The organism is Silvimonas terrae, assembly GCF_014202765.1.
Taxonomy (GTDB): Bacteria; Pseudomonadota; Gammaproteobacteria; order Burkholderiales; family Chitinibacteraceae; genus Silvimonas; species Silvimonas terrae.
Genome location: NZ_JACHHN010000013.1, coordinates 37,258 through 62,673 on the forward strand (window position 1 = coordinate 37,258; position 25,416 = coordinate 62,673).

Annotated in this window: 25 protein-coding genes and 3 tRNA genes; 11 read left to right on the forward strand and 17 right to left on the reverse strand. The window is 58.4% G+C overall.

What is annotated here, in order from left to right:
• Positions 1 to 50 precede the first annotated feature (50 nt).
• Positions 51 to 1,028, reverse strand: coding sequence for a TauD/TfdA dioxygenase family protein (locus HNQ50_RS21670; RefSeq protein WP_184103623.1), 978 nt, complete (start codon positions 1,026 to 1,028; stop codon positions 51 to 53).
• A gap of 345 nt (positions 1,029 to 1,373) precedes the next feature.
• On the opposite strand from HNQ50_RS21670, the gene HNQ50_RS21995 reads away from it, so the two are divergent.
• Complete coding sequence (locus HNQ50_RS21995) at positions 1,374 to 1,730, forward strand: hypothetical protein (protein ID WP_221303311.1); 357 nt, start codon at positions 1,374 to 1,376, stop codon at positions 1,728 to 1,730.
• A gap of 99 nt (positions 1,731 to 1,829) precedes the next feature.
• On the opposite strand, the gene HNQ50_RS21680 is transcribed toward HNQ50_RS21995, so the two are convergent.
• From HNQ50_RS21680 to HNQ50_RS21730, 11 genes are all read right to left on the reverse strand, one after another.
• Positions 1,830 to 3,812, reverse strand: a complete 1,983-nt coding sequence (locus HNQ50_RS21680; protein ID WP_184103626.1) for a glycosyltransferase family protein — start codon at positions 3,810 to 3,812, stop codon at positions 1,830 to 1,832.
• 65 nt (positions 3,813 to 3,877) lie between these two features.
• Positions 3,878 to 4,714 (reverse strand): glycosyltransferase family 2 protein, encoded by an 837-nt coding sequence (locus tag HNQ50_RS21685; protein WP_184103629.1) that lies wholly within the window; start codon positions 4,712 to 4,714, stop codon positions 3,878 to 3,880.
• Between the two features lie 2 nt (positions 4,715 to 4,716).
• The gene (locus HNQ50_RS21690) at positions 4,717 to 5,073 is read right to left on the reverse strand and encodes an EamA family transporter (protein ID WP_184103632.1); all 357 of its coding nucleotides are present in this window, start codon (positions 5,071 to 5,073) and stop codon (positions 4,717 to 4,719) included.
• On the reverse strand, positions 5,070 to 5,903 hold the full coding sequence (locus HNQ50_RS21695) for a sugar phosphate isomerase/epimerase family protein (RefSeq protein ID WP_184103636.1): 834 nt from the start codon (positions 5,901 to 5,903) through the stop codon (positions 5,070 to 5,072). The genes HNQ50_RS21690 and HNQ50_RS21695 overlap by 4 nt, the downstream gene beginning before the upstream one ends.
• On the reverse strand, positions 5,900 to 6,697 hold the full coding sequence (locus HNQ50_RS21700) for an NAD-dependent epimerase/dehydratase family protein (RefSeq protein WP_184103639.1): 798 nt from the start codon (positions 6,695 to 6,697) through the stop codon (positions 5,900 to 5,902). Before HNQ50_RS21700 ends, HNQ50_RS21695 begins: the two co-directional genes overlap by 4 nt.
• Entirely contained in the window at positions 6,694 to 7,839 is a 1,146-nt protein-coding gene (locus HNQ50_RS21705; RefSeq protein WP_221303312.1) for an FAD-dependent oxidoreductase, read from the reverse strand. The genes HNQ50_RS21700 and HNQ50_RS21705 overlap by 4 nt, the downstream gene beginning before the upstream one ends.
• Positions 7,836 to 8,915 (reverse strand): glycosyltransferase, encoded by a 1,080-nt coding sequence (locus HNQ50_RS21710; RefSeq protein WP_246428823.1) that lies wholly within the window; start codon positions 8,913 to 8,915, stop codon positions 7,836 to 7,838. Before HNQ50_RS21710 ends, HNQ50_RS21705 begins: the two co-directional genes overlap by 4 nt.
• 306 nt (positions 8,916 to 9,221) lie before the next feature.
• Complete coding sequence (locus HNQ50_RS21715; protein ID WP_184103642.1) at positions 9,222 to 9,788, reverse strand: glutathione binding-like protein; 567 nt, start codon at positions 9,786 to 9,788, stop codon at positions 9,222 to 9,224.
• A gap of 435 nt (positions 9,789 to 10,223) precedes the next feature.
• A tRNA-His gene (locus HNQ50_RS21720) sits at positions 10,224 to 10,299 on the reverse strand.
• Between the two features lie 72 nt (positions 10,300 to 10,371).
• Positions 10,372 to 10,448, reverse strand: a tRNA-Arg gene (locus HNQ50_RS21725).
• Between the two features lie 50 nt (positions 10,449 to 10,498).
• Positions 10,499 to 10,572 (reverse strand) — tRNA-Pro (locus HNQ50_RS21730).
• Positions 10,573 to 10,691: 119 nt separating this feature from the next.
• Here HNQ50_RS21730 and folD point away from each other — a divergent pair.
• The 10 genes from folD to HNQ50_RS21780 all read left to right on the forward strand — a co-directional run bounded on the left by folD (position 10,692) and on the right by HNQ50_RS21780 (position 19,422).
• Entirely contained in the window at positions 10,692 to 11,546 is an 855-nt protein-coding gene (gene folD / locus HNQ50_RS21735) for a bifunctional methylenetetrahydrofolate dehydrogenase/methenyltetrahydrofolate cyclohydrolase FolD (protein WP_184103645.1), read from the forward strand.
• A 77-nt stretch (positions 11,547 to 11,623) separates the two neighbouring features.
• Positions 11,624 to 12,649 carry a quinone-dependent dihydroorotate dehydrogenase gene (locus tag HNQ50_RS21740; RefSeq protein ID WP_184103647.1) on the forward strand — a complete coding sequence of 342 codons (1,026 nt, stop codon included), beginning with the start codon at positions 11,624 to 11,626 and terminating at the stop codon, positions 12,647 to 12,649.
• Positions 12,650 to 12,914: 265 nt separating this feature from the next.
• Entirely contained in the window at positions 12,915 to 13,496 is a 582-nt protein-coding gene (rsxA, locus tag HNQ50_RS21745; protein ID WP_221303313.1) for an electron transport complex subunit RsxA, read from the forward strand.
• An 11-nt stretch (positions 13,497 to 13,507) separates the two neighbouring features.
• The gene (rsxB, locus tag HNQ50_RS21750) at positions 13,508 to 14,074 is read left to right on the forward strand and encodes an electron transport complex subunit RsxB (protein WP_184103650.1); all 567 of its coding nucleotides are present in this window, start codon (positions 13,508 to 13,510) and stop codon (positions 14,072 to 14,074) included.
• On the forward strand, positions 14,071 to 15,948 hold the full coding sequence (rsxC, locus tag HNQ50_RS21755) for an electron transport complex subunit RsxC (protein WP_184103653.1): 1,878 nt from the start codon (positions 14,071 to 14,073) through the stop codon (positions 15,946 to 15,948). Before rsxB ends, rsxC begins: the two co-directional genes overlap by 4 nt.
• A 24-nt stretch (positions 15,949 to 15,972) precedes the next feature.
• Complete coding sequence (locus HNQ50_RS21760; RefSeq protein ID WP_184103656.1) at positions 15,973 to 17,019, forward strand: RnfABCDGE type electron transport complex subunit D; 1,047 nt, start codon at positions 15,973 to 15,975, stop codon at positions 17,017 to 17,019.
• Positions 17,016 to 17,648: an electron transport complex subunit RsxG gene (gene rsxG / locus HNQ50_RS21765; protein ID WP_184103659.1), complete on the forward strand. Its 633-nt coding sequence runs from the start codon at positions 17,016 to 17,018 to the stop codon at positions 17,646 to 17,648. The genes HNQ50_RS21760 and rsxG overlap by 4 nt, the downstream gene beginning before the upstream one ends.
• A complete protein-coding gene (locus HNQ50_RS21770) occupies positions 17,645 to 18,346 on the forward strand; it encodes an electron transport complex subunit E (protein ID WP_246428824.1) in 702 nt (233 codons plus the stop codon). The genes rsxG and HNQ50_RS21770 overlap by 4 nt, the downstream gene beginning before the upstream one ends.
• 12 nt (positions 18,347 to 18,358) lie before the next feature.
• Entirely contained in the window at positions 18,359 to 18,721 is a 363-nt protein-coding gene (locus HNQ50_RS21775) for a CidA/LrgA family protein (RefSeq protein ID WP_184103662.1), read from the forward strand.
• Complete coding sequence (locus HNQ50_RS21780) at positions 18,718 to 19,422, forward strand: LrgB family protein (protein WP_184103666.1); 705 nt, start codon at positions 18,718 to 18,720, stop codon at positions 19,420 to 19,422. The genes HNQ50_RS21775 and HNQ50_RS21780 overlap by 4 nt, the downstream gene beginning before the upstream one ends.
• Here the strand turns inward: HNQ50_RS21780 and HNQ50_RS21785 are convergent.
• From HNQ50_RS21785 to phnD, 5 genes are all read right to left on the reverse strand, one after another.
• Positions 19,419 to 20,027, reverse strand: a complete 609-nt coding sequence (locus tag HNQ50_RS21785) for a hypothetical protein (RefSeq protein WP_184103669.1) — start codon at positions 20,025 to 20,027, stop codon at positions 19,419 to 19,421. The genes HNQ50_RS21780 and HNQ50_RS21785 overlap by 4 nt on opposite strands.
• Positions 20,028 to 20,124: 97 nt before the next feature.
• On the reverse strand, positions 20,125 to 22,152 hold the full coding sequence (gene recG, locus HNQ50_RS21790) for an ATP-dependent DNA helicase RecG (protein ID WP_184103696.1): 2,028 nt from the start codon (positions 22,150 to 22,152) through the stop codon (positions 20,125 to 20,127).
• Between the two features lie 254 nt (positions 22,153 to 22,406).
• Positions 22,407 to 23,366 (reverse strand): patatin-like phospholipase family protein, encoded by a 960-nt coding sequence (locus HNQ50_RS21795; RefSeq protein WP_184103672.1) that lies wholly within the window; start codon positions 23,364 to 23,366, stop codon positions 22,407 to 22,409.
• Positions 23,363 to 24,079, reverse strand: a complete 717-nt coding sequence (gene tsaA, locus HNQ50_RS21800) for a tRNA (N6-threonylcarbamoyladenosine(37)-N6)-methyltransferase TrmO (protein WP_308419195.1) — start codon at positions 24,077 to 24,079, stop codon at positions 23,363 to 23,365. The genes HNQ50_RS21795 and tsaA overlap by 4 nt, the downstream gene beginning before the upstream one ends.
• A 94-nt stretch (positions 24,080 to 24,173) precedes the next feature.
• Positions 24,174 to 25,148, reverse strand: coding sequence for a phosphate/phosphite/phosphonate ABC transporter substrate-binding protein (gene phnD / locus HNQ50_RS21805; protein ID WP_184103679.1), 975 nt, complete (start codon positions 25,146 to 25,148; stop codon positions 24,174 to 24,176).
• Positions 25,149 to 25,416 lie beyond the last annotated feature (268 nt).

Below are 25,416 nucleotides of genomic sequence, written 5' to 3' on the forward strand. Positions count from 1 at the left end.
AAAAAACCGCCAGGTGTGACGCTGGCGGTTTTTTATGGCCTGCGGTGGACTCAAGCCGGCTGGGCTTGTGCCTCGGCTTTGGCAAATTGCTCCAGCGCGGCGGGCACGGTGGTGCCAAAAACCTCGCCTTCCAGCAATTCAGAATGAAAGCCATCCGGCCCCACCGGTACATCACCGACCAGGGTGGTACGGTACAGCACGCGCTCTACCTCAATATGGTCCAGGTCTTGCGGTGCCAGATGGGCCGTGGCGCGGTTATCCCAGAACGCAATGTCGCCATTGTGCCAGTGGAAGCGCACGGTATACGCCGGGCGGGTGATTTGCTCAAAGAAGATCTCCAGCAGCTTGCTGCTTTCTACCGCGGACAAACCCACCAGATGTGAGGTGAAGCCCGGGTTGACGTACAGGGCGCGCTCGCCGGTTTCCGGGTGGACCCGCACCACCGGATGAATCGCCACCAGCGGGTTTTGCGCAAACCGTTGCGCCAGCTTGCTGCCTGCCGGAATACGCTGGTTGGCGGCAAAACGATGCTCTGCTTTCAGCGTATCGGCCAGTGCGCGCAGCGGGGCTGACAGCCCTTCATACGCCGCGACGAGGTTGGTCCATTGCGTATCACCGCCAAATGAAGGGACATCGACTGCACGCAAGATGGATGCCGCCGGCGGGTTCACCGCAGCAGTTACATCGGTATGCCAGCGGCTCTCGTAACTGGCGCGGCGCAGACCATTGCGGCGTTCATAGCGGCTGCGGTCAATCGGCAGGATTTCCGGGTGACCATCAATCGGTTGGTCTTCATGCGGGTGGGCATAAGTGACTTCACCAAAACGCCGGGTGAACGCTACTTGCGCGGCATGATCGATATTCTGGCCTCGAAAGAACACCACTTTCCATTTCAGTAAAGCCTGGCGGATATCGTGAATGGCCGCATCGCTGACCGGGCCGGCCAGGTCCAGATTGCCAATCTCGGCGCCAATATGGCCCGCCAGTTGCGTCACGGTAATGCCAGAAGGCGCAGTCGTCGTAGACATGTTGTGATTCCTCATCAAGCGCAGCTAAAAGCCCGTTGTCCGGGAGTCGCCCACAACCGGGCGTGTAGTTGTTCTTGCAGAAATCGTGCCAGCACTAACCGCGTGGCAGCGCTGCGGATTGCGGCGGTTCTGGCCGGTGATCTGTACCAATTTGCACTTGGGTCGCCGCAAACTGTGCCGATTGGGCCAGCCAGGCGAGGAAGGCCAAATGCGGGCGTGTCGTTGTCGCTATTTTTTTGAACAACATCGACAGGTCGGCGGCCAATATAGGTTGTAGGGTCGTCATGCTTTCAAGCCAGCCAAAGGACCGGCGCGGTGTTCGTAAACATTCTTGCCGGTTTGTAGGTGGTCGCCGCTTGGGCCGACGGCCCCGAGTTTGATTGTGATGCATACGAACAAAACTTAAAGGCGGCTGTAGCTCCCTGGCCTAAGACGTTTTGTTCTGGGCGATTTTTGTTTCTACACATTGGCGACGTGTTCACTCGGGGGCATCCGGGCACGGGCGCTAGGGTTTGTTTATTCCTGGAGCCGCTTTTCCGCGATTTTTTCATCGTTCATCATTGCCGCCGTACTCAAGGTTTTGGCACACCTGGCGTGTTTGTATTTATTGCGGCAGCCATGCTGGTGGTGATGCTGGTGATTGGTTTGATGGGGCCGAAAACCAATGGTCTCGCGCTGGAGCAAATTTCCACCGAACTGTGATGTTGTGCTGCCCCAAGCGCCCGCTTCCTGCGCAGGTGCAAGCTATGCGGTGGGTGGAAAAGGCAAAGGCATGCCTTGCCTGTTCCACCCATGTGGAGCTCAACGGATTGCTCTGGAAGACGGGGTCATCAACCAGACTTCAAAGGGTTCCGGGGGCGTTTCATTGGTCTGCCGGGTCACGCTGAAGGTAATGGGTATGGGCTCTGCAGATGTCTTTTGCTGTGAATTCACCGTATTGAGCTCCAGCCAGCGCACGACATCCGTGTTTAACCCGCCCTCATAAAGCAGCACACCCTGTTGTTCAATCCGGTAGTGATAAGGGGACGGAGTTCTCGGTTCAAACGGAAACGGGAACTGGTCGCGCGAAATGAAAAGCGAGAAGGACCGCGCACCCGCAGGGAGCGGGATGGAGAAACGGAAGCACTGGTTCTGCGCGGGAGAGGTCACTTTCAGGCGCTTGTAGTTGGCCTCAAAAGCAAGCGGCGCTGTGTTGCATTTAGCGCCATTCGCCAATGGGTAAGGCGGCTCCTGATGGGCCATTACCACTGGCGTGGGGAGGTGCAACGCAACCTTTGCTGCCAGAGCGCTGCCAGCAGCGTAAAAAACCGCAAGTGCAATCACGCCGACGCCGGCCCAGAACAGGTTGGCTTGCAATGGTCCACGCAGTTCCTGGTGTGGGCAGTTATCCGCCGGAAACAAGGCTATCGCGCCGGAAATGGCAAGGGCTGGCGCAATCAGCAGGCTGTACCGCGGTTGCGTATCACCAAATCCAAGCACAACAACAAAGAACATCGCCATGAAGAAAATGCTGGCGCACAGCAGCCGATCATGCCGGGCCCGGATCATGCCGAGTGCGGCCAGGCCAAGCTGGAGTGTCATGCTGGCCAGCAAGACCGCAGGCATGGCTGCACCTGCAGGCACGGTCACAATACTCACGACACTGGATGAGTCCGGATTGGGCCCCAATTGATGGCTGGAGAACCAGAAATACCCCATGCCGTTAAACAGGACACTGGCTTTGGTAAATAGATATCCCGGGTAAGCGCCAAACCCGTGAGCGAACTCCAGGGCGATTTTATGCAGTATCACATTGGTTCGGGTGTTGGCTGGCAAGTCGGGAAGAAACTGATCTAGCCAGGCGAACACTAACCTGAAATCCTGGTTGGGCTGGCGTAGATCGACCGTTGAAATCCGTGTCAGTAGATCAAATTGCCCTTGGGCCGGCGCGTGGATCAGCCACACAAACAGCGTGTTCGCCAGCCAGTAGAGCGCGGCAATACCGACAAACCGGCTCAGCACACGTTTCCAGGTTGTGCGCTCTGCAAAGGCCAGCGCCCACAATGCAATCGTGATCAGCATGATGGGACCGATGGTCCGGGCCAGGTTGGCCAGAAATGCAATGGCAGCAAGCGCAACGACGCGTATTGCGCCCTGACGTTCACGCTCAAGCCCGGGGAGGCAGAGCAAAAAAGACACGACAAGCAACAAGGCCAGGTTGTCGGGCGTGGCCAGCGTGACGGAGTAAAACCACTCCGGGTAAAGGCCAAACAGTAGCAGCGCGAGGGTGGCGACGCGCGGGCCTTTCTGCCGGCCCAGCCCGAAAAACAGCAATGCCATGGTCAGGGCATGAAGGCTGGCGTTGTAGAGCTTGAACAGCGGATAGTTATCGCCAGCAATGACGCCAAAGGGGGCGGAGTAGGCCAGGGCTCTGGCCCAGTAAGTGTTATCGGGCTGATAAAAATAATGGGAACGACAACTGGACATCCAGGCGGCCAGATGATTGTCCAGATGAGTGCCGCAGCGGTAATAAATGCCAAAATCACTGGCCTGGCTGGAATCAAATGCCCCGGCCCAGGCATACGTAACAAGGACCAGGGCGATCAGCAAGACCGAGCCGGTTCGCCACCAGGCCTGCTGACCTGCATGATTGAGTTGATGTGCGGCCACATACAAGCCGATCAGCAGCGGCGGGGTCAGCCCGGCAACGAGCAGGCCGTGGGCGGCATCCGGGAAAGCGTGCAACGTCGCCCATAGTCCGCATAACAAAATGGCCAGACACCATGCTTGTCCCAGCCCTTGCAAGCAGGGTCCGGCAACAGGCTGGTTGTGACCAGATGGTATTTTTTTCATGATCGACAGTGCGAATTTCAACCCGGGTCCCTCACTTGGGCTACCGGGTCATATCCCCCGGTGCAGGCGGTCAACAGGACTTTGATAAGATCGATATTGCCCCGCACGCCGCTGATCTTTGTCGGTACTTCACCGGGCGGGTACACCCGGGCCGTGGGAAGTTCGACGCATTTGAAGCCCAGTTTCGGGACTCGATGCGACAGATAAGCCAGCAACTCATAAGTCATGAACACATCACGAAACGGCGCAATTCTTGCGTCAAGCAGCATGCGCCGGCTATAGGCCCGAAATCCTTGCGTGGTGTCGGTCCAGTGAAATCCGGACGATAGACTTAGCAGTGGCGCATGAATCAACCGGATGGCCATATGGCGGGCGCCCGGCGTATTGATCCCGGTTCCACCCGGGATAAAACGGGACGCCTGCACAAAATCGGTTCCCTGCGTCAGTTGTTCAAGGAATGCAGGGATAGCTTGTGGATCATCCTTGTCATTGCCATCAATGGTGACAATGCCGTCGTAGCCTTGATCCAGTGCAAAGGCATACGCGCAACGCAATTGCGCACTCAACTTGCCGGGCGCCGTTTTGACCAGCAACCCGCGAACGCCGTTTTGCTGTAGCTGCGCCGGCGCGAGCGAGCCATCCTTGCTTCCGCCATCGACAATGATGATGTCGGCGATTGTGGCGATGTCCAGGGCATGCATGCGACTGAGCAGATTGCGGATGCGATCCCCTTCGTTGATGACGGGGATAATCACACAGCAGGGTTTGCTGCGCCCGAGCCAGAAGGCGGTTTCGAAGGCAGGGACCTGCCAGGCTGCGCGCATCCGGGCAGAGATATCGGGAGCTATGGACATGTTTAACCCACCTGGACTGTGATCAGGGCAACACCGGTGATGACGAGGACAATGCCGGCGACGGTTGTCCAGTGAAACGGTTCGCGAAAAATCAGAATGGAAAATGCGGCGACCGTGGCAATTGCCCCGGAGGTCAGGACCGGGTGCGCGACGTTCAGTGGCAAGCGTGCCAATGCCGCCGCATAGAGCAGGAAGGCGCCACCATACAAACCCAGCCCCAGCCAGAACGGCCAGTTGGTCAATGCGGAAACCGGATCAGCCAGCGAGGGAAATTTGCGGGGCGGCACCATGGCCAGCTTCACCAGCACACTGGCAGAGGCATTGGCGGCAATCCCCATGATCAAGATGAACCATTTCATGAAAAGGTATTTCCGGTCGGTCGATAGTGTTCAATGGCAACCTCCAAAGCACGTTCAACCGAGTGCAAGTGAGGTTCGTTCCGGGTTGCCACCATCTCGATGGTGACAAGGTGATGAGGCAGCCAGTGTTGCAAGGCTTGCGCGATGTCGTGGTGCGGCGCCGTGCCGTCCCCCAGCGGGACCAGGTCGGGCTCGCTGGCATGAATATGGCCAATCAAAGGGGCGTATTGGCGCAAGACGTCTTCGGCAGATTCGCCATTGATAGCCAGTGCGCCGGTATCAAACTGCATGTTGACTGCGGGGTGGGCAATGTGGCGAATGACATGTGCCGTTTGCGCACTGTCGAGCATGAAGTTTGCGCCATAGTGTGCCGGATTGGGCTCGAGGCAGAAACTCACCCCGTGCGCCTGGGCGATATCCCCCACCTGGCGAAAGAAGCGGACCGCCATGTCCAGCGCTACCTCATCTGTCAGGCCTGAGCGATCCCGGTTTTTCGGGGAGCCAAATACAATGCGGGTCGCACCCAGCCCAGCCCCAATGCGACACACCGCGGCCAGATGATCCAGCAATTGACGTTGTACGTCAGGCGTGCCAAATACGTTTAGCCCCACGGTGCCAAACAGCAGGGCCTGCATGCCGGTGATCTCGATCCCGTGCGATTGCCACCAGTCTTTCACCCGGTTGATTTCGGCGGCACTCGCTTTGGCCGGCTCGGAAAAGTATTTGCCGGGTGCGATGTCAATTGCATCAATGGCGTGGCGCTTGAGCAGCGCAGCGATGGCCGTGTCCCAGGTGACATCCCAGGCGATATTGGATATGGCCAGTCTCACCGGCTGTGCTCCGCAGGTTGGGGCGGGACGAGCGGTTCGGACTGGGCATACGCACGAATAGCCTGGATGGATTCGCTCGCACCATATTGGTATCTGCCCTGAGCACCAAAAACATCAGCATGAAGGGTTTGCATATCGTACTGCGCAGGGGGGCGATCCAGTGTGTGTTCGAAGCGTTTGCCAAACCCTTGAGAGGACACCTCGGCAACGCTCAGTGGGGCGGCGGTCAGATGCAGCAGTTGCAAGCCGGCAGCCAGTGCAGTCTGGATGTCGTACCAGAGATTGACCATCGGGTAAAACTGGAAGACGCTGCGGCTCTCAATGGCATCAAGATTGTTATTGTTGAGAAAGTCGTAGATCACGTTTTTTCTCAGGCCGGGCCCCACCAGCCCCGGCAGGCGCACAACCAGTGTCTGGGCAAAATGCCTTTGTGCAAACTTCTCAAGCTGGCGACGGTGCAGTCCATATGCATGCAGGCCGGATTCTTCAACTTCGGTCGATTCATCGACTCCCACTGGATTGCCGAACACATCCACGGTACTGATCAGCACGAAACGCTTGCATTGGATGGTTTCCAGCGCAGAGATCAAGTGCTCGATGCTACGACGATCTGCCTCCGGTTCCCGGTTGGCCAGCCATTTTTGTGCGGGCGCACCCGCACAAACCACGGTATCAAATTCCTGATGGGCGATGTCGTGGATATTGGTTGAGCGATAAAGCTGATCGAAGGTGGTTTGCCTGAGCAATGTGCTCCCCACAAAACCTGAAAAGCCAATCAATGCGTTGTTGTTCATTGGTTCTCCGGGATATTCCTGAACTCTTCGGTTCCGAGTTTTTCCAGAACATCATAAACGTTGTCGATCTTGCCCCCGAGGATGGAAAAGCATCCTGGCAATGCGGGATGTTTTTCAAACAGGATGGGGCGACCGTCATCCCCTTCGTTCTTGAGCAAAACCGTTTTGATCTCAAACAGCGAGTCGACATACTGGCTATCGGCAATGGCAGGAAGATAGCGCGCCACATCCCGCGCCATGCGATCAAACCGGGTTGATTGAGCGTAGTTTTCCAGTTGGGCGTAGGGATCAGTGTCCGGCTGGTCTGCCCAACTGAAATGAGGGGTATACCTCACATGGGAAAGCGTGTGCAGACCACGGGAGGGAAACGGCATCATTGAAAAAAAAGGCCCATCCATCACAGTAATACCCAGATCCTTCAGTACCGCAGGAGCTTGTATCAACGCCATCTCGGTGACCTCTTGCTTGAGTCCGGTCTGGGTGCCCGGGAAGTCGCCAGCAAATTGGTTCAGCCCACTGTATGTACAATTGAAAACATACTGGCAACCAATCAGTTCAGCCGGTTGCCCGTCTTGTTGTTCGAGCAACACCTGTAGCCCGCCATCGACCCGCGAGATTGACAACACGCGTGTGCCCAGCCGCACATGTACCCCCGTGCGCGCCAGTTCCTGTTGCGCCCAGTGGGCAAGGCAGGTGGTATCGAAGGCATATTCTTCGACAACAAAGACCTCTTCAATCAGTCGCTTTTCAAACAAGGCATGCAGTGAGCGGTCTGCCGGTTTGATCTTTGCGCCGATTTCATGACAAAAACGCTCAAATTGCCGTGCTGTTACCCTGGAGTTACGCCGAGCTATGGCATACAGCTTGGTAAAGTCCCGTTTGACGGCTCCCGGCCAGTCCTGGACAAACCGGTTAAAGTTGATCCGGCTGCGATAGGCTGTCGTGAAACTGCGAGGGTAGTGATAGCCATTGTGGACCCGAGCCTGGTTGTTATGAGAACCCCGCCCGAGCAAGCGGGGCTCTTTTTCAATGAGCAAAACCCGCCGTAGACCCCGTTCCTGGGCCAGATAGCTGGCAATGGTACATCCATAGAGGCCGCCGCCGATGACCACGGCTTCGACCATTTGCCCGGTCGGGGTCACTGGCTTATCCGTTTTGCGGTGTGACGCTCAGGGGCTGCGGTGGCAGAAGGGGAGGCCACCTCTTCAATATTCAGCTTTTCCCGGCGGGTGATCCGCGCGCTGGTGAATTCCTGGGCAACATAATAGGGCGGCCCTTCGTTGGAAAGGCTGGCCATATGCAAGATGTACTCGCCCAGCAACAACAGGACCAGTGAAATCAGGAAAAACATGCCGGATTGCTGTAACGACAGGCTAACCCAGCCTGGCGCGACATCGGATTTGAAAATGGCGATGGCAACGACATAAACGGAATACAGCAAATTGGCCACGGCCCCGAACAATGAGAGGGTCGTGACAATTCGCATGGGTGCACGCGTGGTCGAGACGAGTAAACGCATGCCACGATCAATGCTATCCCCGAGTTTTTTCGGGCTTGCGGCCAGAGGCGCTGCGCTGTAATCCAGGTTAGTCCGGGCAAACCCACCGGTTGCAGGCAAATAGCGATAGGTGAGGGCTGGCTGGGGGTGTTGCAAAATGAAGTTGACGACCCGTTTGCTCAATAAACGGTATTGCGGTGCATCGTGATCAAGGTTGACCGCACTGAAGTATTTATAAGCGGAATTGAAAACCGCATGGGCAATCCGGTAAGTCAGACGGTGCACCGGTTTTTGCCGGTTTCTGGCAAACACCACGTCCGAACCACCTGCTGCTTTTTCAAGCATTTCAGGCAAAAAAGCGATGTCATCGACCATTGGATCAATAATGACGACAAAATCCCCCAGTGCGTTTTCAACCCCGACCCAGGCGCCGGTGTCTGCGTCAACTTCTCTGGTCAGGACGTAGACTTGCAGATTGGGAAGTCCTTCCTGCGCGGTGAGTTGTTCAAGCCGCGTCACGCTGCTGTCATCAGACGCGTTGTCCACGACGATCAGCTCATAATCGCTGACCAGCGATCCTAATTGTGACGAAGCGTCACGCAAAATCCCGTCTAGCTGCTGTTCCTGGTTGTGCAGTACATAAACTACTGACAGGAAAATCGGAAAAAACGCCAATTTTACTTCCCTCGTCACGGCCGCATTGTTATCTGGCTGGATCAACCATCAACTGTCTGTCCGGAATGCACTGGACGATCAGTTTGTTTTTTGAATTGGTAATTCCGGGTAGAGCGCGCGGCACAGACAGATCGGGCTTGCGTCGCAAGTAACAGGGGGAGATCTCGTTTGCCATGTATTGCACATGGAGATCAGGCCGCGCTAAACGCAGATTATACCTGCCTGCGTCAGATACACATAAATCAGCGTTTTTTTAAAGAGGATGGTGGACAATTTTCAGGTTGGATGCCTGGCCGGGCATTTGCAATTTGCGGCCCCCTTCGCCGCGAGTGAAAGGGGGACGCCTCAATGTCACGGGCTTGTTGCCTGGTTTGCGCTCATTTCTGCGTTATATGCGGCCATCTCTTCGGCCAGCGCCCTCGCGACGGCCGGGCGTTGTTTCACCGCGCGCACCCAGGATTGCAAGCGTGGCCATGCGGCAAGGTCGATCCCGGCGTAGGGCGACCAGTTCAGCACGGTAATCAGATAGGCATCGGCCAGCGTAAAGTAGCCCTGCAGATACTCATGCTCTGCCAGTTGCTGGCTCAGGTAGTCAAAGCGCAAGGCCAGTTTCTGGCGGGCAAAGGCTTTGGCGCCATCCGGGCTATGCCGGTCCAGCAGCGGGATGTACGTGGCCTTGTGCAGTTCTGTGGCAATGAAGTTCAGCCATTGCTGCAAGCGGTAACGTTCCATGCCGTTATCCGGGGCCAGCCGCGCTTGCGGGTGTTGGTCGGGCACATATTGCAGCACCACCGGGTTCTCGGTGATTACTTCGCCACCGCGTATGCGTATTGCCAGCGCCTGGCCCATCGGGTTGATTGCATGGTAGTCCGAGCCATCGGCCAGCAGGCGTTCGCCCGGGCGGGTATGGATATCCACGTAGATAAAGTCAGCGTCGGCTCAGACCGGGCCGGATTCCATGACATGGGTGTACACGGCACCGCCCCAATCGAATTCGACTATGGGAAGCATGCCGCCGCATGCGATGAATGGCGATCCAGCGTGCGTGGCATAAACCGCGCACGTTCGGTGATGCCGGCTTTCGGGCTGGCATCTGCTTCGGGAAGACTGTACCGCAGCACCGAATACACAACCGAATGCGCAGTGCTATCTGGCACGCCATGACACAATGATCGAAATCGTCCTCTGCGGGGAGAGGTGTTCTTCGCGGGGAGGGCGTTAAGGGGGCTATTGTGCCTATGGGATGTAGATTCGGAAGGATTATGCTTGACCGAAAAAACCTGCATAGCGCCTATATAAACGCCAGAAAGCAAAAAGCCCGACCTGTTGGCCGGGCTTTTTGCATATATAAGGTGGGGTGGCTGATGGGGCTCGAACCCACGACAACAGGAATCACAATCCTGGACTCTACCAACTGAGCTACAGCCACCACAAAACTCGCTGATTTATGCGTGACATAAATCGTTAAAACTGACTCTGCTGTACATCCCGTCTGCAGATTTGGCGCACCCGACAGGAATCGAACCTGTAACCTACGGCTTAGAAGGCCGTTGCTCTATCCGGTTGAGCTACGGGCGCCCGGATCAGGCTACATTTCTTTGTTAGTACAGAGCAGATTTAATGCAGGGTCGGGGCGGTGGGATTCGAACTCACGACCACCTGGTCCCAAACCAGGTGCGCTACCAGACTGCGCTACGCCCCGAACGAGACCGAGACTATAGCGAGGTCATCCACCCTCGTCAAGCCTGACGATTGAGACAATCACCAGAAAAATGAGACAATAGTGATCTTACTGATAAAACCTCGTGCCGGAGCCCGCCTATGACAGCGCAAATTCTCGACGGAAAAGCCATTTCGCAGGACATCGTGCAGAGTGTGCGCGCAAAGGTTGACGCTCGCACGGCCGCAGGTCACCGCGCCCCGGCGCTGGCGGTAGTACTGGTCGGGAGCGATCCGGCCTCGCAGGTTTATGTCGGGAACAAGAAGCGCCAGTGCGAAAACGCCGGCATCACTTCGCTGGCCTTTGATCTGCCAGAAACCACATCCGAGGCAGAACTGGTTGCGCTGGTCGGCAAGCTCAATGCGGATGACGCGGTTGATGGCATTCTGGTGCAGTTGCCACTGCCGGCACATATCAACGCAGAAAAGATTATCGAGCTGATCGACCCCGTAAAGGATGTCGATGGCTTTCATCCGTACAACATTGGCCGCCTGGCCCTGAAGATGCCATTGCTGCGCCCATGCACCCCGCGCGGCGTGATGACTTTGCTGGAACGCACCGGGATTGATCTGGTGGGTAAAGATGCCGTGATCGTGGGCGCATCCAACATTGTGGGCCGCCCGCAGGCGCTGGAGTTGCTGCTGGCGCGCGCCACCGTGACCGTGTGCCACAGCAAGACCAAAGACCTGGCCGGCAAAGTGCGCGGTGCGGATGTGGTGGTCGCTGGTGTTGGTATCCCCAATTTTGTGAAAGGGGACTGGATCAAGCCGGGCGCCATTGTCATTGACGTGGGCATCAACCGGTTGCCGGACGGCAAGCTGTGCGGCGACGTGGAGTTTGAAGTGGCGCGCCAGCACGCTTCCTGGATTACCCCGGTGCCGGGGGGCGTGGGGCTGATGACGGTGGCCACCCTGATGCAAAACACCTATGACGCTGCGGTGAACCGCAAACCGTAACTGATTCATAAAGCAAGACTGGATGGACCGCCCCGGCGGTCCATTTGTTGAACCCGATCATAAATACAAGACCGCTCATGCCTTATCCATTAGTACGTCCGTTTTTGTTCATGCTGGCGCCAGAAACGGCCCACCATGTCACCCTGGGTGGGCTGAACTTTGCTCATGACGTGGGCTTGTTGCGGGCCTTTGTCCCCGCGCCGGTGAGTTGCCCGACCACGGTCATGGGCATGGAGTTTCCCAATCCGGTGGGTCTGGCGGCAGGTCTGGACAAGAATGGCGAATATATTGATGCGCTGGGCGATCTGGGTTTTGGTTTTATCGAGATCGGCACCATCACGCCGCGCCCGCAGCCGGGCAATCCCAAGCCGCGCATGTTCCGGCTGGTGGATTCTGAAGCCATCATCAACCGCATGGGCTTTAACAACGAAGGCGTGGACAAGCTGGTTGAGAACGTGCGCAAGTCCCAGTACAAAGGCATTCTGGGGATCAATATCGGCAAGAATTTTGATACGCCGATTGAACGCGCGGTCGAGGATTACCTCATTTGCCTGGACAAGGTGTACGAATATGCCAGCTATGTGACGGTGAATATTTCTTCGCCCAACACCAAAAACCTGCGCCAGTTGCAACAGGCTGATGAGTTGTCGAGCCTGTTGGCCGCGCTCAAACAACGCCAGCAGCAACTGGCGGATAAACACGGCCGTTATGTGCCGCTGGCGCTGAAAATTGCGCCGGATCTGGATAGCCACCAGATTCAGGAAGTCGCCGAGCGCTTGATCAAACACCAGATTGACGCCGTGATTGCCACCAATACCACGTTGTCCCGCGTGGGCGTAGAACATCACCCGCATGGCACCGAGGCGGGTGGTTTGTCTGGCGCGCCGGTGCGAGCCAAGTCGACCTCGGTGATTCGTGAGCTGGCAGAAGCGCTGGATGGTGCGCTGCCGATTATGGGCGTCGGCGGTATTTTGTCGGGTGACGACGCCGTCGAGAAAATCCATGCTGGCGCTTCGTTGGTGCAGGTATACAGCGGGATGGTTTATCGCGGACCGACGCTGGTTGAAGAATGCGCGGCGGCGATTGCGTCTATCCGGTACTAAAGTGTGAGGGGAGAGGAGTGAGGGGTAAAGGCAAAACCGCAGCGCAGGCCTGGTCTTCATGATTGGCATACCGGTTTTACACCTCACCCCTCACGCCTCACTCGTAATTCACTGATTATCAACAAAATCATTGGCAATCCTGATAAGCCATATCGGTTATATGGATAGCAGGATATAAAGCTTGCCCGGTATATCTGGAGGTTGGATAATCCGGGCCTCAAATGACAGATTTATCGATTCATTCGATATAGCGACGGTTCTGACGATGGGTTTGAATCACTATTTACTCTTGCTGGTTGGCGCAGTGCTGGTCAACAACGTGGTGCTGGTGCGCATTCTGGGCCTGTGCCCGTTCATGGGTGTCTCCAAAAAGCTGGAAGCTTCAATCGGCATGGGGATTGCCACGGCGTTTGTGCTGACACTGGGCTCGGGTTCATCCTGGCTGATTGATCAGTTGCTGGTGGCCTGGCATCTGGAATACCTGCGCACGCTGTCATTCATTGTGGTGATTGCCGCGATCGTGCAATTCACCGAGATGTTCATTCATAAAACCAGCCCGGTGCTGTATCAGGTGCTGGGTATTTACCTGCCGCTGATCACGACCAATTGCGCCGTGCTGGGCGTGCCATTGATCAATTCGGTCCAGAAATTCAGTTTTACCGAATCTCTGGTCTTTGGTTTTGGTTCGTCTTTTGGTTTCAGCCTGATCCTGATTCTGTTTGCGGCGATTCGCGAACGGCTGGATGGCGCTGACGTGCCCGCCCCGTTCAAGGGCACCCCGATTGCTTTCATTACCGCCGGCTTCATGAGTCTGGCGTTCATGGGCTTTGCCGGCCTGGTGAAGTAACGACTGATCTTATGCTGACTTTCACGCTTGCCCTCGCCATCATGGCGATCCTCGCGATCTTGCTCGGTGCTGTGCTGGGTTGGGCCGCCATCAAATACAAAGTTGACGAAGATCCGCTCGTCGACAAGATCGACGCCATCCTGCCGCAAACGCAGTGCGGCCAGTGTGGCTTCCCCGGCTGCAAGCCATATGCCACCGCCATTGCCAACGAAGAAGCCGACATCAACCGCTGTCCGCCGGGCGGCGAAGACGGCATTCGTAAACTGGCTGATTTGCTGGGTAAAGACTTCAAGGCACTGAACGCGGAAAACGGTGAAGAAAAGCCCAAAGCCGTCGCCGTGATTGATGAAGACACCTGTATTGGCTGCACCTTGTGCATTCAGGCCTGCCCGGTCGATGCCATTGTCGGCGCGGCCAAACATCTGCACACCATTGTCTCCAGCGAATGCACCGGTTGCGAGTTGTGCATTGCGCCGTGCCCGGTGGACTGCATCAGCATGCAGACCGTGGGCGAGACCGTGACCACCTGGAAGTGGCGTTATCCCGTGATCCCGTTGACTGTAAAGGCCGCCGCATGAACGCACGTGCCGCGCTGGCTGTCACTTTCTTCCCGTTCCATGGTGGGGTTCATCCGCAGGAACATAAAACCGAATCTTCCGGCACGCCCATTGCGGCGGGGCCGATTCCGGCAAAGCTGGTGGTGCCGCTGCATCAGAGCATTGGCAATATGGCCAAGGCGCTCGTCAATGTCGGTGACCATGTCCTCAAAGGGCAGATGATTGCCGCTGCAGATGGCACGGTGTCTGCCGCCGTGCATGCACCGACGTCTGGCCGCGTGCTGTCGATCAGCCCGCAGCGGGTGCCGCATCCGTCCGGCTTGCTGGAACACTGCATCACGATCGAGTCGGATGGCGAAGATCGCTGGATCGACCGTAACCGTTTTGACTGGCGTACCGCCGAATCCCGCGCTATCCGCGATTATTTGCGGGATATGGGCGTGGTGGGTCTGGGCGGCGCGGTGTTTCCCTCCCACCTGAAAATTGGCGGCGCCAGCGATGGCCTGGATACGCTGGTCATCAACGCGGCGGAATGCGAACCCTTCATTACCTGCGATGACTTGCTGATGCGGGAACGCGCGGTGCAGATTGTCGAAGGTATCAAGATTCTGCAGGCCTTGCTGCAAGCGCGTGAAGTGCTGATCGGCGTGGAAGACAACAAGCCGCAAGCGGTGGACGCCATGCGTGCCGCCATTGCTGGCTGCGAATTCAAGATTGATGTCGTGGTGGTGCCGACGCTGTACCCGTCCGGCGGTGCCAAGCAACTGATCAAGTTGCTGACCAACAAGGAAGTACCGTCCGGCGTGCGTTCGACCGATCTGGGCGTGCAGTGCTTCAATGTGGCGACCGTGTACACCATCTACCGCGCCATTGAACACGGCGAGCCGGTGATCAGCCGCGTCGTCACGCTGACCGGCAATGTGGAGCGCCCTGGCAACGTTGATGCGCTGATCGGCACGCCGATTGCCGATCTGCTGGCATTTGCCGGCAACAAGCCCGATTCGGACTCGTATATTTACGGCGGCCCGATGATGGGCTTTGAAATTCCGGGCACAGATGTGGGTCTGTCCAAGGCCGGTAACTGCATCATTGCCAAGAGCAGCGGTCTGTTCCCGCCCAAGCCGGCAGAAATGCCGTGCATTCGCTGCGGTAAATGCGCCGACGCATGCCCGGCTGAATTGCAGCCGATGGACCTGTACTGGTTTGGCAAGAGCAAGAATTTTGGCAAGGCGCAGGAACGCAACCTCTTCGACTGTATTGAATGTGGCGCATGTGCATACGTGTGCCCGTCCAACATTCAGCTGGTGGATTACTTCCGTTTCTCCAAGTCCGAAATCTGGGCCGCAGAAAAGTCCAAAAAGGCCGCCGACCAGGCGCGGGAGCGCCACGAATTCCGCCAGTTCCGTGAAGAGCGGGAGAAACGCGAGAAGGCCGAGCGTCTTGCTGCCAAGGCCGCACAAAAGCACGACGCCGCCGCCAGCTCTGCTGATCCGGCCGATGCCGAGCGCGCCGCCAAGATCAAAGCCGCCATGGAACGCGCCGCCGCCAAGAAGGTAGAAGCTGCCGCCGCGCAAGTGGCTGCCGATCCGCTCACCCCGCTGGACCCGGACGCCAACGCCGTACCGGTTGCCGAGGCTGTTGCAGCCCCCGCTCCCGAGCCAGTTGCCCCCGTGAGCCAGCTTGATCCGGAAAAAGCCGAGCGCATCCGTGAGGCGATGGAAAAACGCGCGGCCGAGAAAGCCGCCCTGGAAGCCATGAGCCCGGAAGAAAAAGCCGCGCGTGAGGCAGAAAAGAAAGCCAAGATTGAGGCCGCCATGGCTGCCGCCGCCGCCAAAAAAGCAGCCAAAGCAGCAGAAGCCGCCAAGGCACAGGGCGATCAGGCCGATGGCGCATAACCCGTTACGACAAAACCAAAACCAATGAATACGTCTCCGTTCTTTATCAAGCCCACGCCACTGCAAGTGGTGATGTTCAAGGTTGCGCTGGCGCTGGTGCCGGCGATTGCCGTGTATACGTATTCGTTCGGCATTGGCGTGCTGGTGCAGATCACGCTGGCGACCGTCGCGGCGCTGGCAACGGAAGCGGTTTGCCTCAAGTTGCGCGGCTACCCCATCAAGCCCTTTGTGACCGATGGCTCCGCCATTGTGACTGCCTGGCTGATGGCGCTGTCGTTTCCGCCGCTGGCACCATGGTGGATGATTGTTGTCGCGGCAGTGATCTCGATCGCGCTGGCCAAACATATGTACGGCGGCCTGGGCCAGAACACGTTCAACCCGGCCATGGTCGGTTTTGCCATCATGATTGTGTCGTTTCCGGCGCAAATGTCGCGCTGGGCCGCACCGTTTGGCGTGCTGCCGCAAAGCCTGGACTGGTCCGCGCAACTGTCGTGGATTTTCACTGGCAACCTGCCTGCCGGTCTGGCGTTTGATGCCGTGGCGTCGGCCACCCCGCTCGATACCGTCAAGACGCAGCTCATGCAGCACGCCAGCATGAGCCATATTTTCCAGTCTCCGCTGTTTGGCACCATTGGTGGCGTGGGGACCGAGTGGATTACCGCCGCTTACCTCCTGGGTGGCCTTTACCTGCTGTGGCAAAAGCTGATCCCGTGGCAGATTCCAGTCACCTTCCTGGCCGTGCTGGGTGGCGTGGCTGGCGTTTTCCACCTGGTTGACCCCACGCATTACACCTCGCCGTTGTTCCACTGGTTCAGTGGTGCGGCCATGCTGGGCGCATTCTTCATTGTGACCGACCCGGTCACCGGGCCGACCACGCCGCTGGGCCGTGTGATCTTCGCCGCGCTGATTGGTTTGCTGACCTACCTGATCCGTGTGTTTGGCGGTTATCCGGATGGCATTGCGTTTGCCGTGCTGATCATGAACCTGGCCGCACCGTTCATTGACCAGTACACCCAACCGGCGGTCTTTGGCCGCAAGGGCAAGCAGAAAAAAGCCGGGGTGCAATCATGAAAACGATGATTGCCAATGGCGTGCGGGGCGCGCTGACCCTGTTGGCGTTCACAGTGGTATTCACCGCGTTGATGGCGGGCACCTTTGCCATGACCAAGGACATTGTTGCCAAGAACCAGGCAGATGCCGAGCGTGCCTTGATTGCGCAGGTCTTGCCCGCAGGTTCTTATGACAACAACCTGCTGGCCGACAAGCAAGTGGTGCCCAAAGCGGATGCCAAAGCGCTGGGCAACGATGACGCATCGGCCATCTATATGGCCAAAAAAGCCGGTAAAACCGTCGGTGCTGTGGTGGAAGCCACCGCGCCAGATGGCTACGCTGGCAAGATCAAGCTGCTTGTGGGTATTGCGCCCAACGGCCAGATTCTGGGCGTGCGCGTGGTGGATCACAAAGAAACCCCGGGCCTGGGCGATTATATCGATGCCGCCATCTCGAACTGGATCGACCAGTTCAAGGGCAAGGGCTTGGGTAATCCGGCGCTGGAGCGCTGGAAAGTGAAAAAAGACGGTGGTGACTTTGACAGCCATGCAGGCGCCACCATCAGCCCGCGCGCCGTGGTCAAGGCATTGGGCAAGACACTGGTTTACGTCGACGCGCACAAGTCGAGTCTGTTTGGAGATGCATCATGATGATTAGCCGCCAGGAAGTCCGCGACATCAGCCATAACGGCGTGTGGAAGCAGAACCCCGGTGTCGTGCAGATTCTGGGCATGTGCCCGACGCTGGCCATGACCACCTCCGTCATCAACGGCGCCAGCCTGGGGATTGCCACGGCGCTGGTGATGGCGTGCTCGGGCGCTGCGGTCGCGCTGCTGCGCCAGTTTGTGCCGAACGAACTGCGCAACCCGATCTACATCCTGATCATTGCCGCCGTGGTCACGATCCTGGAATTGGCCATGAATGCCTATATGCACGCGCTCTATAACGTGCTGGGTATTTTCATCCCGCTGATCGTCACCAACTGCATTGTGCTGGCGCGGGCGGAAGCCTTTGCGGCCAAGAATGGCGTGATCCAGTCCGGCCTGGATGGCTTCATGATGGGTATGGGCGGCACCGTGGTGCTGGCGATCCTGGGCGGGATTCGAGAAGTCCTGGGCAAGGGCACACTGCTGTCAGGGATTGATCTGGTGTTTGGTGCTTCGGCCAAATCCTGGGTGATCCACGTGATCCCCGCAGACCTGAACTACCAGTTCCTGTTCATGATTTTGCCGCCGGGCGCGTTTATTGGCCTGGGTTTGCTGGTGGCGGGCAAGGCTGCACTGGATCGTCGCGCTGCGGAAGCTGCGCGCCGGCGCGAGGCAGAAGCCTCCGCTCCGCTGGCTGCTTGACCCCGGTCCGCCATGCTGTACGGGCTGGCGGTTATTCTGGGGTTTCTCGTGGCCGGCGAGGCCGCGAGTGATTTTCTCCATCTACCCCTGCCGGGCACCGTGTCCGGCATGGTGTTACTGCTCATCTGGTGCCTGATCCGCAAAGGCGCTGACGAGCGCACCGCACAGGCCGCCACCGGCCTGTTGCGCTATCTGGGTCTGTTCTTTTTGCCGGCTGGTGCTGGTGTCATGGCGCTCTCCGGGCTGTTGCGGGAACAAGGCATTGCCATGGTGGCCGTGCTGGTGTTGTCTACGCTGATGACGCTGCTGGCTACCGCACTGACCCTGGCGTGGCTGCTCAAGCGCCGCGCGGCGCACAAGGATGATGCCGCATGAATCCGTGGCAGAGTCTGCAAAACTTCCCCGGCACCTGGCTGGCGCTGACCTGCGCGGCCTTTCTGCTGGCGGATTATCTCTATCTGAAGTCGGGCCGCTTCGCCCTGTTGAACCCGGTATTGGTCGGGATTGTGCTGGTGATCGTCAGCCTGCTGGTGCTGCACGTCCCGTACGCCACCTATTTTGAGCAGGCCAGACTGATCCATTTTTTACTGGCCCCGGCCACGGTGGCGCTGGCTATTCCGTTGTACATCAATATCCAGCGCATGAAGGCGATTGCCGGGCCGCTGCTGATTGCCGTTACGGTGGGCAGCGTAACCGGTATCGTCAGCGCAGTATTACTTGGCCGCTGGCTGGGTTTGTCCATGCCGGTGCTGTTGTCGTTTGCGCCCAAATCAGTCACCACGCCGATTGCCATGGCGTTGTCGGCGCGTGCCGGTGGTTTGCCATCATTGACGGCAGGGATTGTGATTGTCACCGGCATTGTCGCCGCGATTCTGCTGGTGCCTTTGCTGCGCTGGTTGCGTATTGACGATGATCGGGTTGCGGGTGTGGCCGTGGGCGTGGCTGGCCATGGCATTGGCACGGCACGGGCGTTTCAGGTGTCGGAAACGGCGGGGGCTTTTTCCGGGTTGGCGATGGGCCTCAATGGCTTGCTGACCTCGCTGTTGTTGCCCTTGTTGCTGGCGATTTTGCTCTAGGCCGTTTCTTCAAAATCAGAGACGGCGGGCAAGTCGGGCGGCTGGTAGGCGCTGAGCTGGCGTGCGGCAACGGTCTGGCGCGCATTGATCTCTTGAATGGCTTCGTCTTCCAGCTTTTGCGCGTCCTCTGCGGCAGAGAGTTCCTCAGGGGATGGGCTCTCTGGCGTGAGCGACGTGGCCATGATGATACGTGCGGTACGCAGGGTTTCTTCAGGAGTGCGGCCTTTGCGCAAGTTGACCTTGCGGTGGCCAAAGATGACCGAACGGGCTCCGTCCGGTTCCACCATCAGATGATGGTAGGGTGAGGCGCCAGAAACAGGCGCGGTACTGGCAGGTATGGCTTCATCAGCTTCGTTCTGGATCTGCACATATTCGTCTTCGGGCGGCGGTCGCTCTGGTGCATGGCCGTCGCGCTCCTGACCATGGTGCCGACCGCCCTCTGCATTGGCGCGCAACAGCGCGGCTTCCAGTTCCGCCCGGGCCTGGTTGGGGTTGCCACCACCGCCGCCGGTGCCATCGGCAGCGGGTGTACTGCGCACGCTGCTCGACAAGATGGGTGAGGCGGCAAAGGTTGAAGAGACTGGCGAGACCGAGGTGCTGGCCAAGGGATTTCCTCCTTAAACCATTGATGCAACACAGCATTTCATCAGAAGAGGATTGCAGGAGTTGACAGGCAGGGCCAGCCGGATCGACGAACGGTCATCAGACCTTGAGCAAGGCCTCGCGTCCGGGCAGCCAGCGATCCAGATGCGCCAGCGCGGTTTGCTTTTGCCTGGCCAGCAGGATTTCTGCCGCTTCACGGGCGGCGTCCAGCAAGTCTGCATCCCGCTCCAGATCCGCAAACCGCAGCATGGGTACGCCAGACTGGCGCACGCCGGCCAGCTCGCCCGGCCCGCGCAACTCCATATCCTGGCGCGCGATCTCGAAGCCGTCGGTGTTCTCATAAATCACGCGCAAGCGGGACTTGGCATTGTCAGAGAGCGGCCCGGTGTACAGCAGCACGCACAGGGAAGCATGCGCGCCCCGACCCACGCGCCCGCGTAATTGGTGCAATTGGGCTAGCCCCATGCGTTCGGCATGTTCGATCACCATCAGGCTGGCATTGGGCACGTCTACGCCGACTTCAATCACGGTGGTGGCGACCAGTACCTGAATATCGTTGGTCAGAAACTGCGCCATGACCGCCGCTTTTTCATCGGGTTTCATGCGCCCGTGAACCAGGCCTACGGCAATGCCGTTCAGTTCCAGCGTCAATTGCGCATGCGTATCCACAGCGGTTTGCAGTTGCAGCGCTTCAGATTCTTCAATCAGCGGGCACACCCAATACACCTGGCGGCCTTCTTCCACTTTGGCCGCAATGCGGGTAATGACTTCATCACGGCGCGCATCGGAAATCAGCTTGGTCACAATGGGCGTGCGGCCGGGCGGTAATTCGTCGATCACGCTCACGTCCAGATCGGCGTAAAAGCTCATCGCCAGCGTGCGCGGGATGGGGGTGGCAGACATCATCAACTGGTGCGGACTCTGGCCTTTTTCCCGCAGGGCCAGCCGCTGTGCCACGCCAAAGCGGTGCTGTTCATCGACGATAGCCAGGCCCAGGTTGGCAAAACTCACCTGATTCTGAAAGAGCGCATGCGTGCCGACAATCAACGGGGCCGTACCCAGCGCGGCGTCTTCCAGCGCCGCGCGCTTGGCTTTGGCTTTCAGGCTGCCGGCCAGCCAGGCCACACGGATACCCAGCGGTTCCAGCCAGGTGGCCAGCTTGCGGTAATGCTGTTCGGCCAGGATTTCGGTCGGGGCCAGCAAGGCCACCTGATAACCGCACTCCATCGCCTGGCAGGCGGCCAGCGCGGCCACAATGGTTTTACCGGCGCCCACATCGCCTTGCAGCAAGCGCTGCATGGGGTGCGGCTGCGCCAGATCAGCGTTGATTTCAGTCAGCACTTTTTGCTGTGCCCCGGTCAGCCCGAACGGCAGGCTGGCGAGCAGTCGCCGCGCCAGTTCGCCTGGCGGGTTGATCACGGGCGCGTCTTTCTCGCGTCGCTCGGCCCGTGCCATGCGCAGGCTCAGTTGCTGCGCCAGCAGCTCGTCAAACTTGAGTCGGCGCCAGGCGGGATGGGTGCGCTCGGTGAGTTGAATGTTGGGAATGTCGGTGGGCGGGTTGTGTAGCAACAGTACGCTGCTGCGAAAGTCCGGCAGACCTAGCGGCTCGGTCATGGTGTCGGGCAGGGTATCGGTCAGACTGCAACCGGCCAGGGCCTGGTGGACCAGCTTGGTGATCTGGTGTTGCGCCAGCCCGGCGGTTGTGGAGTACACGGGCGTGAGTTCTTCATTGAGCCGGGTACGATCAGACACGCTGCGGATTTTGGGGTGGACCATTTCGTCGCCCCAGAAGCCGTGGCGCACTTCGCCATACAAGCGCACGCGCTTACCCACTTCAAGCTGTTTGGCGGCGCTGGGGTAGAAGTGGATTAAGCGCACGACGAGCACACCAGTGTCATCGACCACCCGCGCTACCAGTTGCCGGCGCGGGCGGAACTGCACATCACAACTATGGACTTCGCCTTCCACCAGCACCGGGCCGCCGCCAAAGCCGGATTCGTTAATGGGGACGAGTTGGGTTTCATCCTCATAACGCAGCGGCAAATGCAGCACCAGATCAAACGGCCGAGTCAGACCAAGCTTGAGCAGTTTGCTTTTGAGAGCGGGTTGGAGTTGCGCAAAATCCATAAAAACCTGTTCAGCTTCCTGCTGCAAGGCCGTGATCAGGGCTCATGCGCTGCGCGGAATCCTCATTTATTCTGTATAAATTCTGGTTTCTGTGCTGCTCTTCGCCCCGCTGACGACCCCGCATCAGGCTCTGAACAGGTTTTGGGCCAGATAAGAACGCTCGTTCTGTTTGGCGCTACTTTAGCGGCTTTGCGGCAAAAACCCAAATTCGGCGTGGGTGAACACTGGCCTGGCGCAAAGCCAGCCCCTGGCTTTTAGCCGGCCGGGTGCGCCAGTTGCGCAGCGCGCACCGAGTTCAGTTGTTTGGTGATCATCTGCTGGCGTTTTTCTTCCAGCTTCTTTTTGATCTCTGGCATGGCGGCCAGGGCAGCGCGCTCACCTTCCAGGATGGCCTGGTTTTTCTGATCAAAATCGGTGGGCCCAATCTGGCCTACCTTGGGGCGGATAACGATATCCGCACGGGCCAGTTCTTGCTCACCCAGCTTCTGGCCCATGATGGCGATGGATTGGGTCACAATGCTGACAAGACCGGCCGGGTTCTTGCCATTGGCTTTGGCAGAGATATCCACCGCAATCACAAAGTCCGCGCCCAACTGGCGTGCGGCATCCACCGGCACCGGGCTGACCACGCCGCCATCGACATAGTGTTTGTTGCCAATGGCCACCGGCTCAAACACCCCCGGCACGCTGCTGGAGGCGCGCACGGCCTGGCCGGTATTGCCGCGGACAAACACGATGCGGTTACCGGTTTCCAGTTCGGTGGCGACCGCCGCAAACGGTCTGGGCAGCTTTTCAATTGGCCGATTGGCGACCAGCTGGTTGACGTAGTCTTGCAGCTTCTGGCCTTTGACGAGGCCGCCCGACAGCAGACTGACATCCCGCACGGACGATTGATCCAGCGAAAACGCGCGCTCTTGCAGGGCAAAGGCATCCATGCCGCTGGCGTAAAGGCTACCGACCACGCTGCCCGCACTGGTACCAGAGACTTCATCCGGCACAATACCATTGGCTTCCAGCATCTTGATCACGCCAATATGCGCAAACCCCTTGGCTGCACCACCCCCCAAAGCCAGGCCCACCTTGACCTTGACGGGGGGCGCAGGCGGCAACGGTGTCGGCGCCGGGGCAACAGCCACCGGCGTCGGGGCGGAGGAACACGCACCCAGGAAAATGACGGTGGTGATCAGGGCGGACAAAGACTGCAAGCGTTTCATGGGGTTTCCAGCGTTTCAACAAAAGCGGTACGGCCATCGCACCGCCATTTCACATCAAGCTCGTACAAACGAATGCCATACACTCGCTGCGGATCATCTGCATACGCCGGGCGCGGGTCTTGGGCAAGGACGTCGGTAATGAGTTCAGCCAGCAGCGGATAAGTGGCACGCCACTTTGCACATTGCGCCTGGGCCACCGGGCTGAAACTGACCGCCAGCCGTTCTGGCGCACCGCCGACAAAACCGCTGCGGGCATCGGGCCGGCTTTCCACATACGGAATATACGGTTTGATATCCAGGATGGGCGTGCCATCGACCAGATCCACGCCCCGAAATGTCAGCACCACGTGTTCGGTGGTGTCTACGCTGGCCAGTTCCACCAGCGATAAACCCAGCGGGTTGGGGCGGAAGGGTGAGCGCGTGGCAAAGACGCCCATGCGCTGATTGCCGCCCAGACGTGGTGGTCGCACCGTGGGGCTCCACTGGCCGGCGGTCTGGTGAAACACAAAAGTCAGCCAGACATGGCTGAACGCCTCCAGCCCGCGCACGGCCTCGGGCCGGTCATACGGAGGCAGCAATTGCAGCGTGCCCAAGGCGTGCGGGGCCAGGCTGGGCTGGCGCGGAATGCCGAACTTGTCGGCAAACGGCGTACGCAAATGGCCAATGGGCGAGAAAGAATGGATGTCGTCGGTCACGGGGGGCGATTTTGCCACTGTGGCCGCCGTTTGCCCATGCGGGAGTGACATCCGGCCACAAAACAAAACAGGCCCGCGAAGGGGCCTGTGGGCTGAGCGGCATCACCCCCGGTCAGTGTGCGCCACCCAGGACGGTCACCAGATCGTTATAGCGCTTGTAAAGCGCCTTCTCCCGCTGGTTGGATGAGGTGGTATTGCCCGATTTATCCAGCGCCAGCTGGAACAGGGCATAGAACAATTGCAAGTCAGTCACTTCCCGCAGTTGGCGATTGCTGGAAGGCAAAAAGCCAGACAGCTCATCGGCGTAATACAGTTTTTCTTTTTCATGCGTGGCGTTCGCGCCTTTGCGACCGTAATTCAGAAAAAACTGGCTGACCTTTTGTTGCAAGGCGGGCGGCAGGTCTTTGCGCATGATCAACGGGTCATACGAGAACGCCGGAGACTCCCAGATCACCCGCAGTTGCTGGTAGTCACGCGGGTATTTGTCATGCAGCTTTTCCAGATCATCACTGTTGGTTGATGCCACATCTGCGCGATGCTCGACCAGCGCGCGAAAACTGTCTTCGCTGGCGCCGTTACTGATCTGGCTGAAGAACTCGCTGACCAGCACATTGTTCTTGGCAAAGGCGTAGTACTGCGGAATCAGATAGTTGGCGGTGGAATCTGGCGTGCCCGTGGCGTAGCGCCAGTGTTTGGGCTGGCGCAAGACATCATCCAGCGAGGCCGGGCCATCCTTGCGGGTCAGCAGCACGGAACGGAACTCGGACACGCCCCCGGTCAGCGCCAACCGGGCAAAGATTAACCCCTGTTTTTGCTCTACGCTGGTCAGCGCCGCTTGCGTACCCAGGCGCGCAATCTGGATATGGTTCTGACCGAACTCGGACAAGAGTTCCTGTTCGGTCTTGAGTGCCACCAGCTTGACGGTCTGGCCGGTGGCAGCCGACAGATCGTCCACGATGGGTTGCCAGTCTGCTTCGGCTTCTTCTACGCCACGACTGGCCAGCACGCCCATGACAATTTCCTGGCGGGCGGCCTGTGCAGAAGCGGCCGCCAGCAACAGAACCAGGAAGAGCGCACGCAGTGACATCTTTAAGCCTTTGCTTATTTTCAGTAAGTGGGCGAGCTTACAAGCCGATTGTGACGATCGGATGACATGTGCCGTGCATTGGTAAGACTGTGTTGTACGTTAGTCGGACGCCCTTGTTTTGGGCATCCACCGGCGCCCCGACATGCCCCTTTATCAGTACCAGGACTACGGGCGAGTGAGGAGTGAGGAGTGAGGAGTGAGGAGTGAGGAGTGAGGAGTGAGGAGTGAGGAGTGAGGAGTGAGGAGTGAGGAGGGGGAAGGATGCATA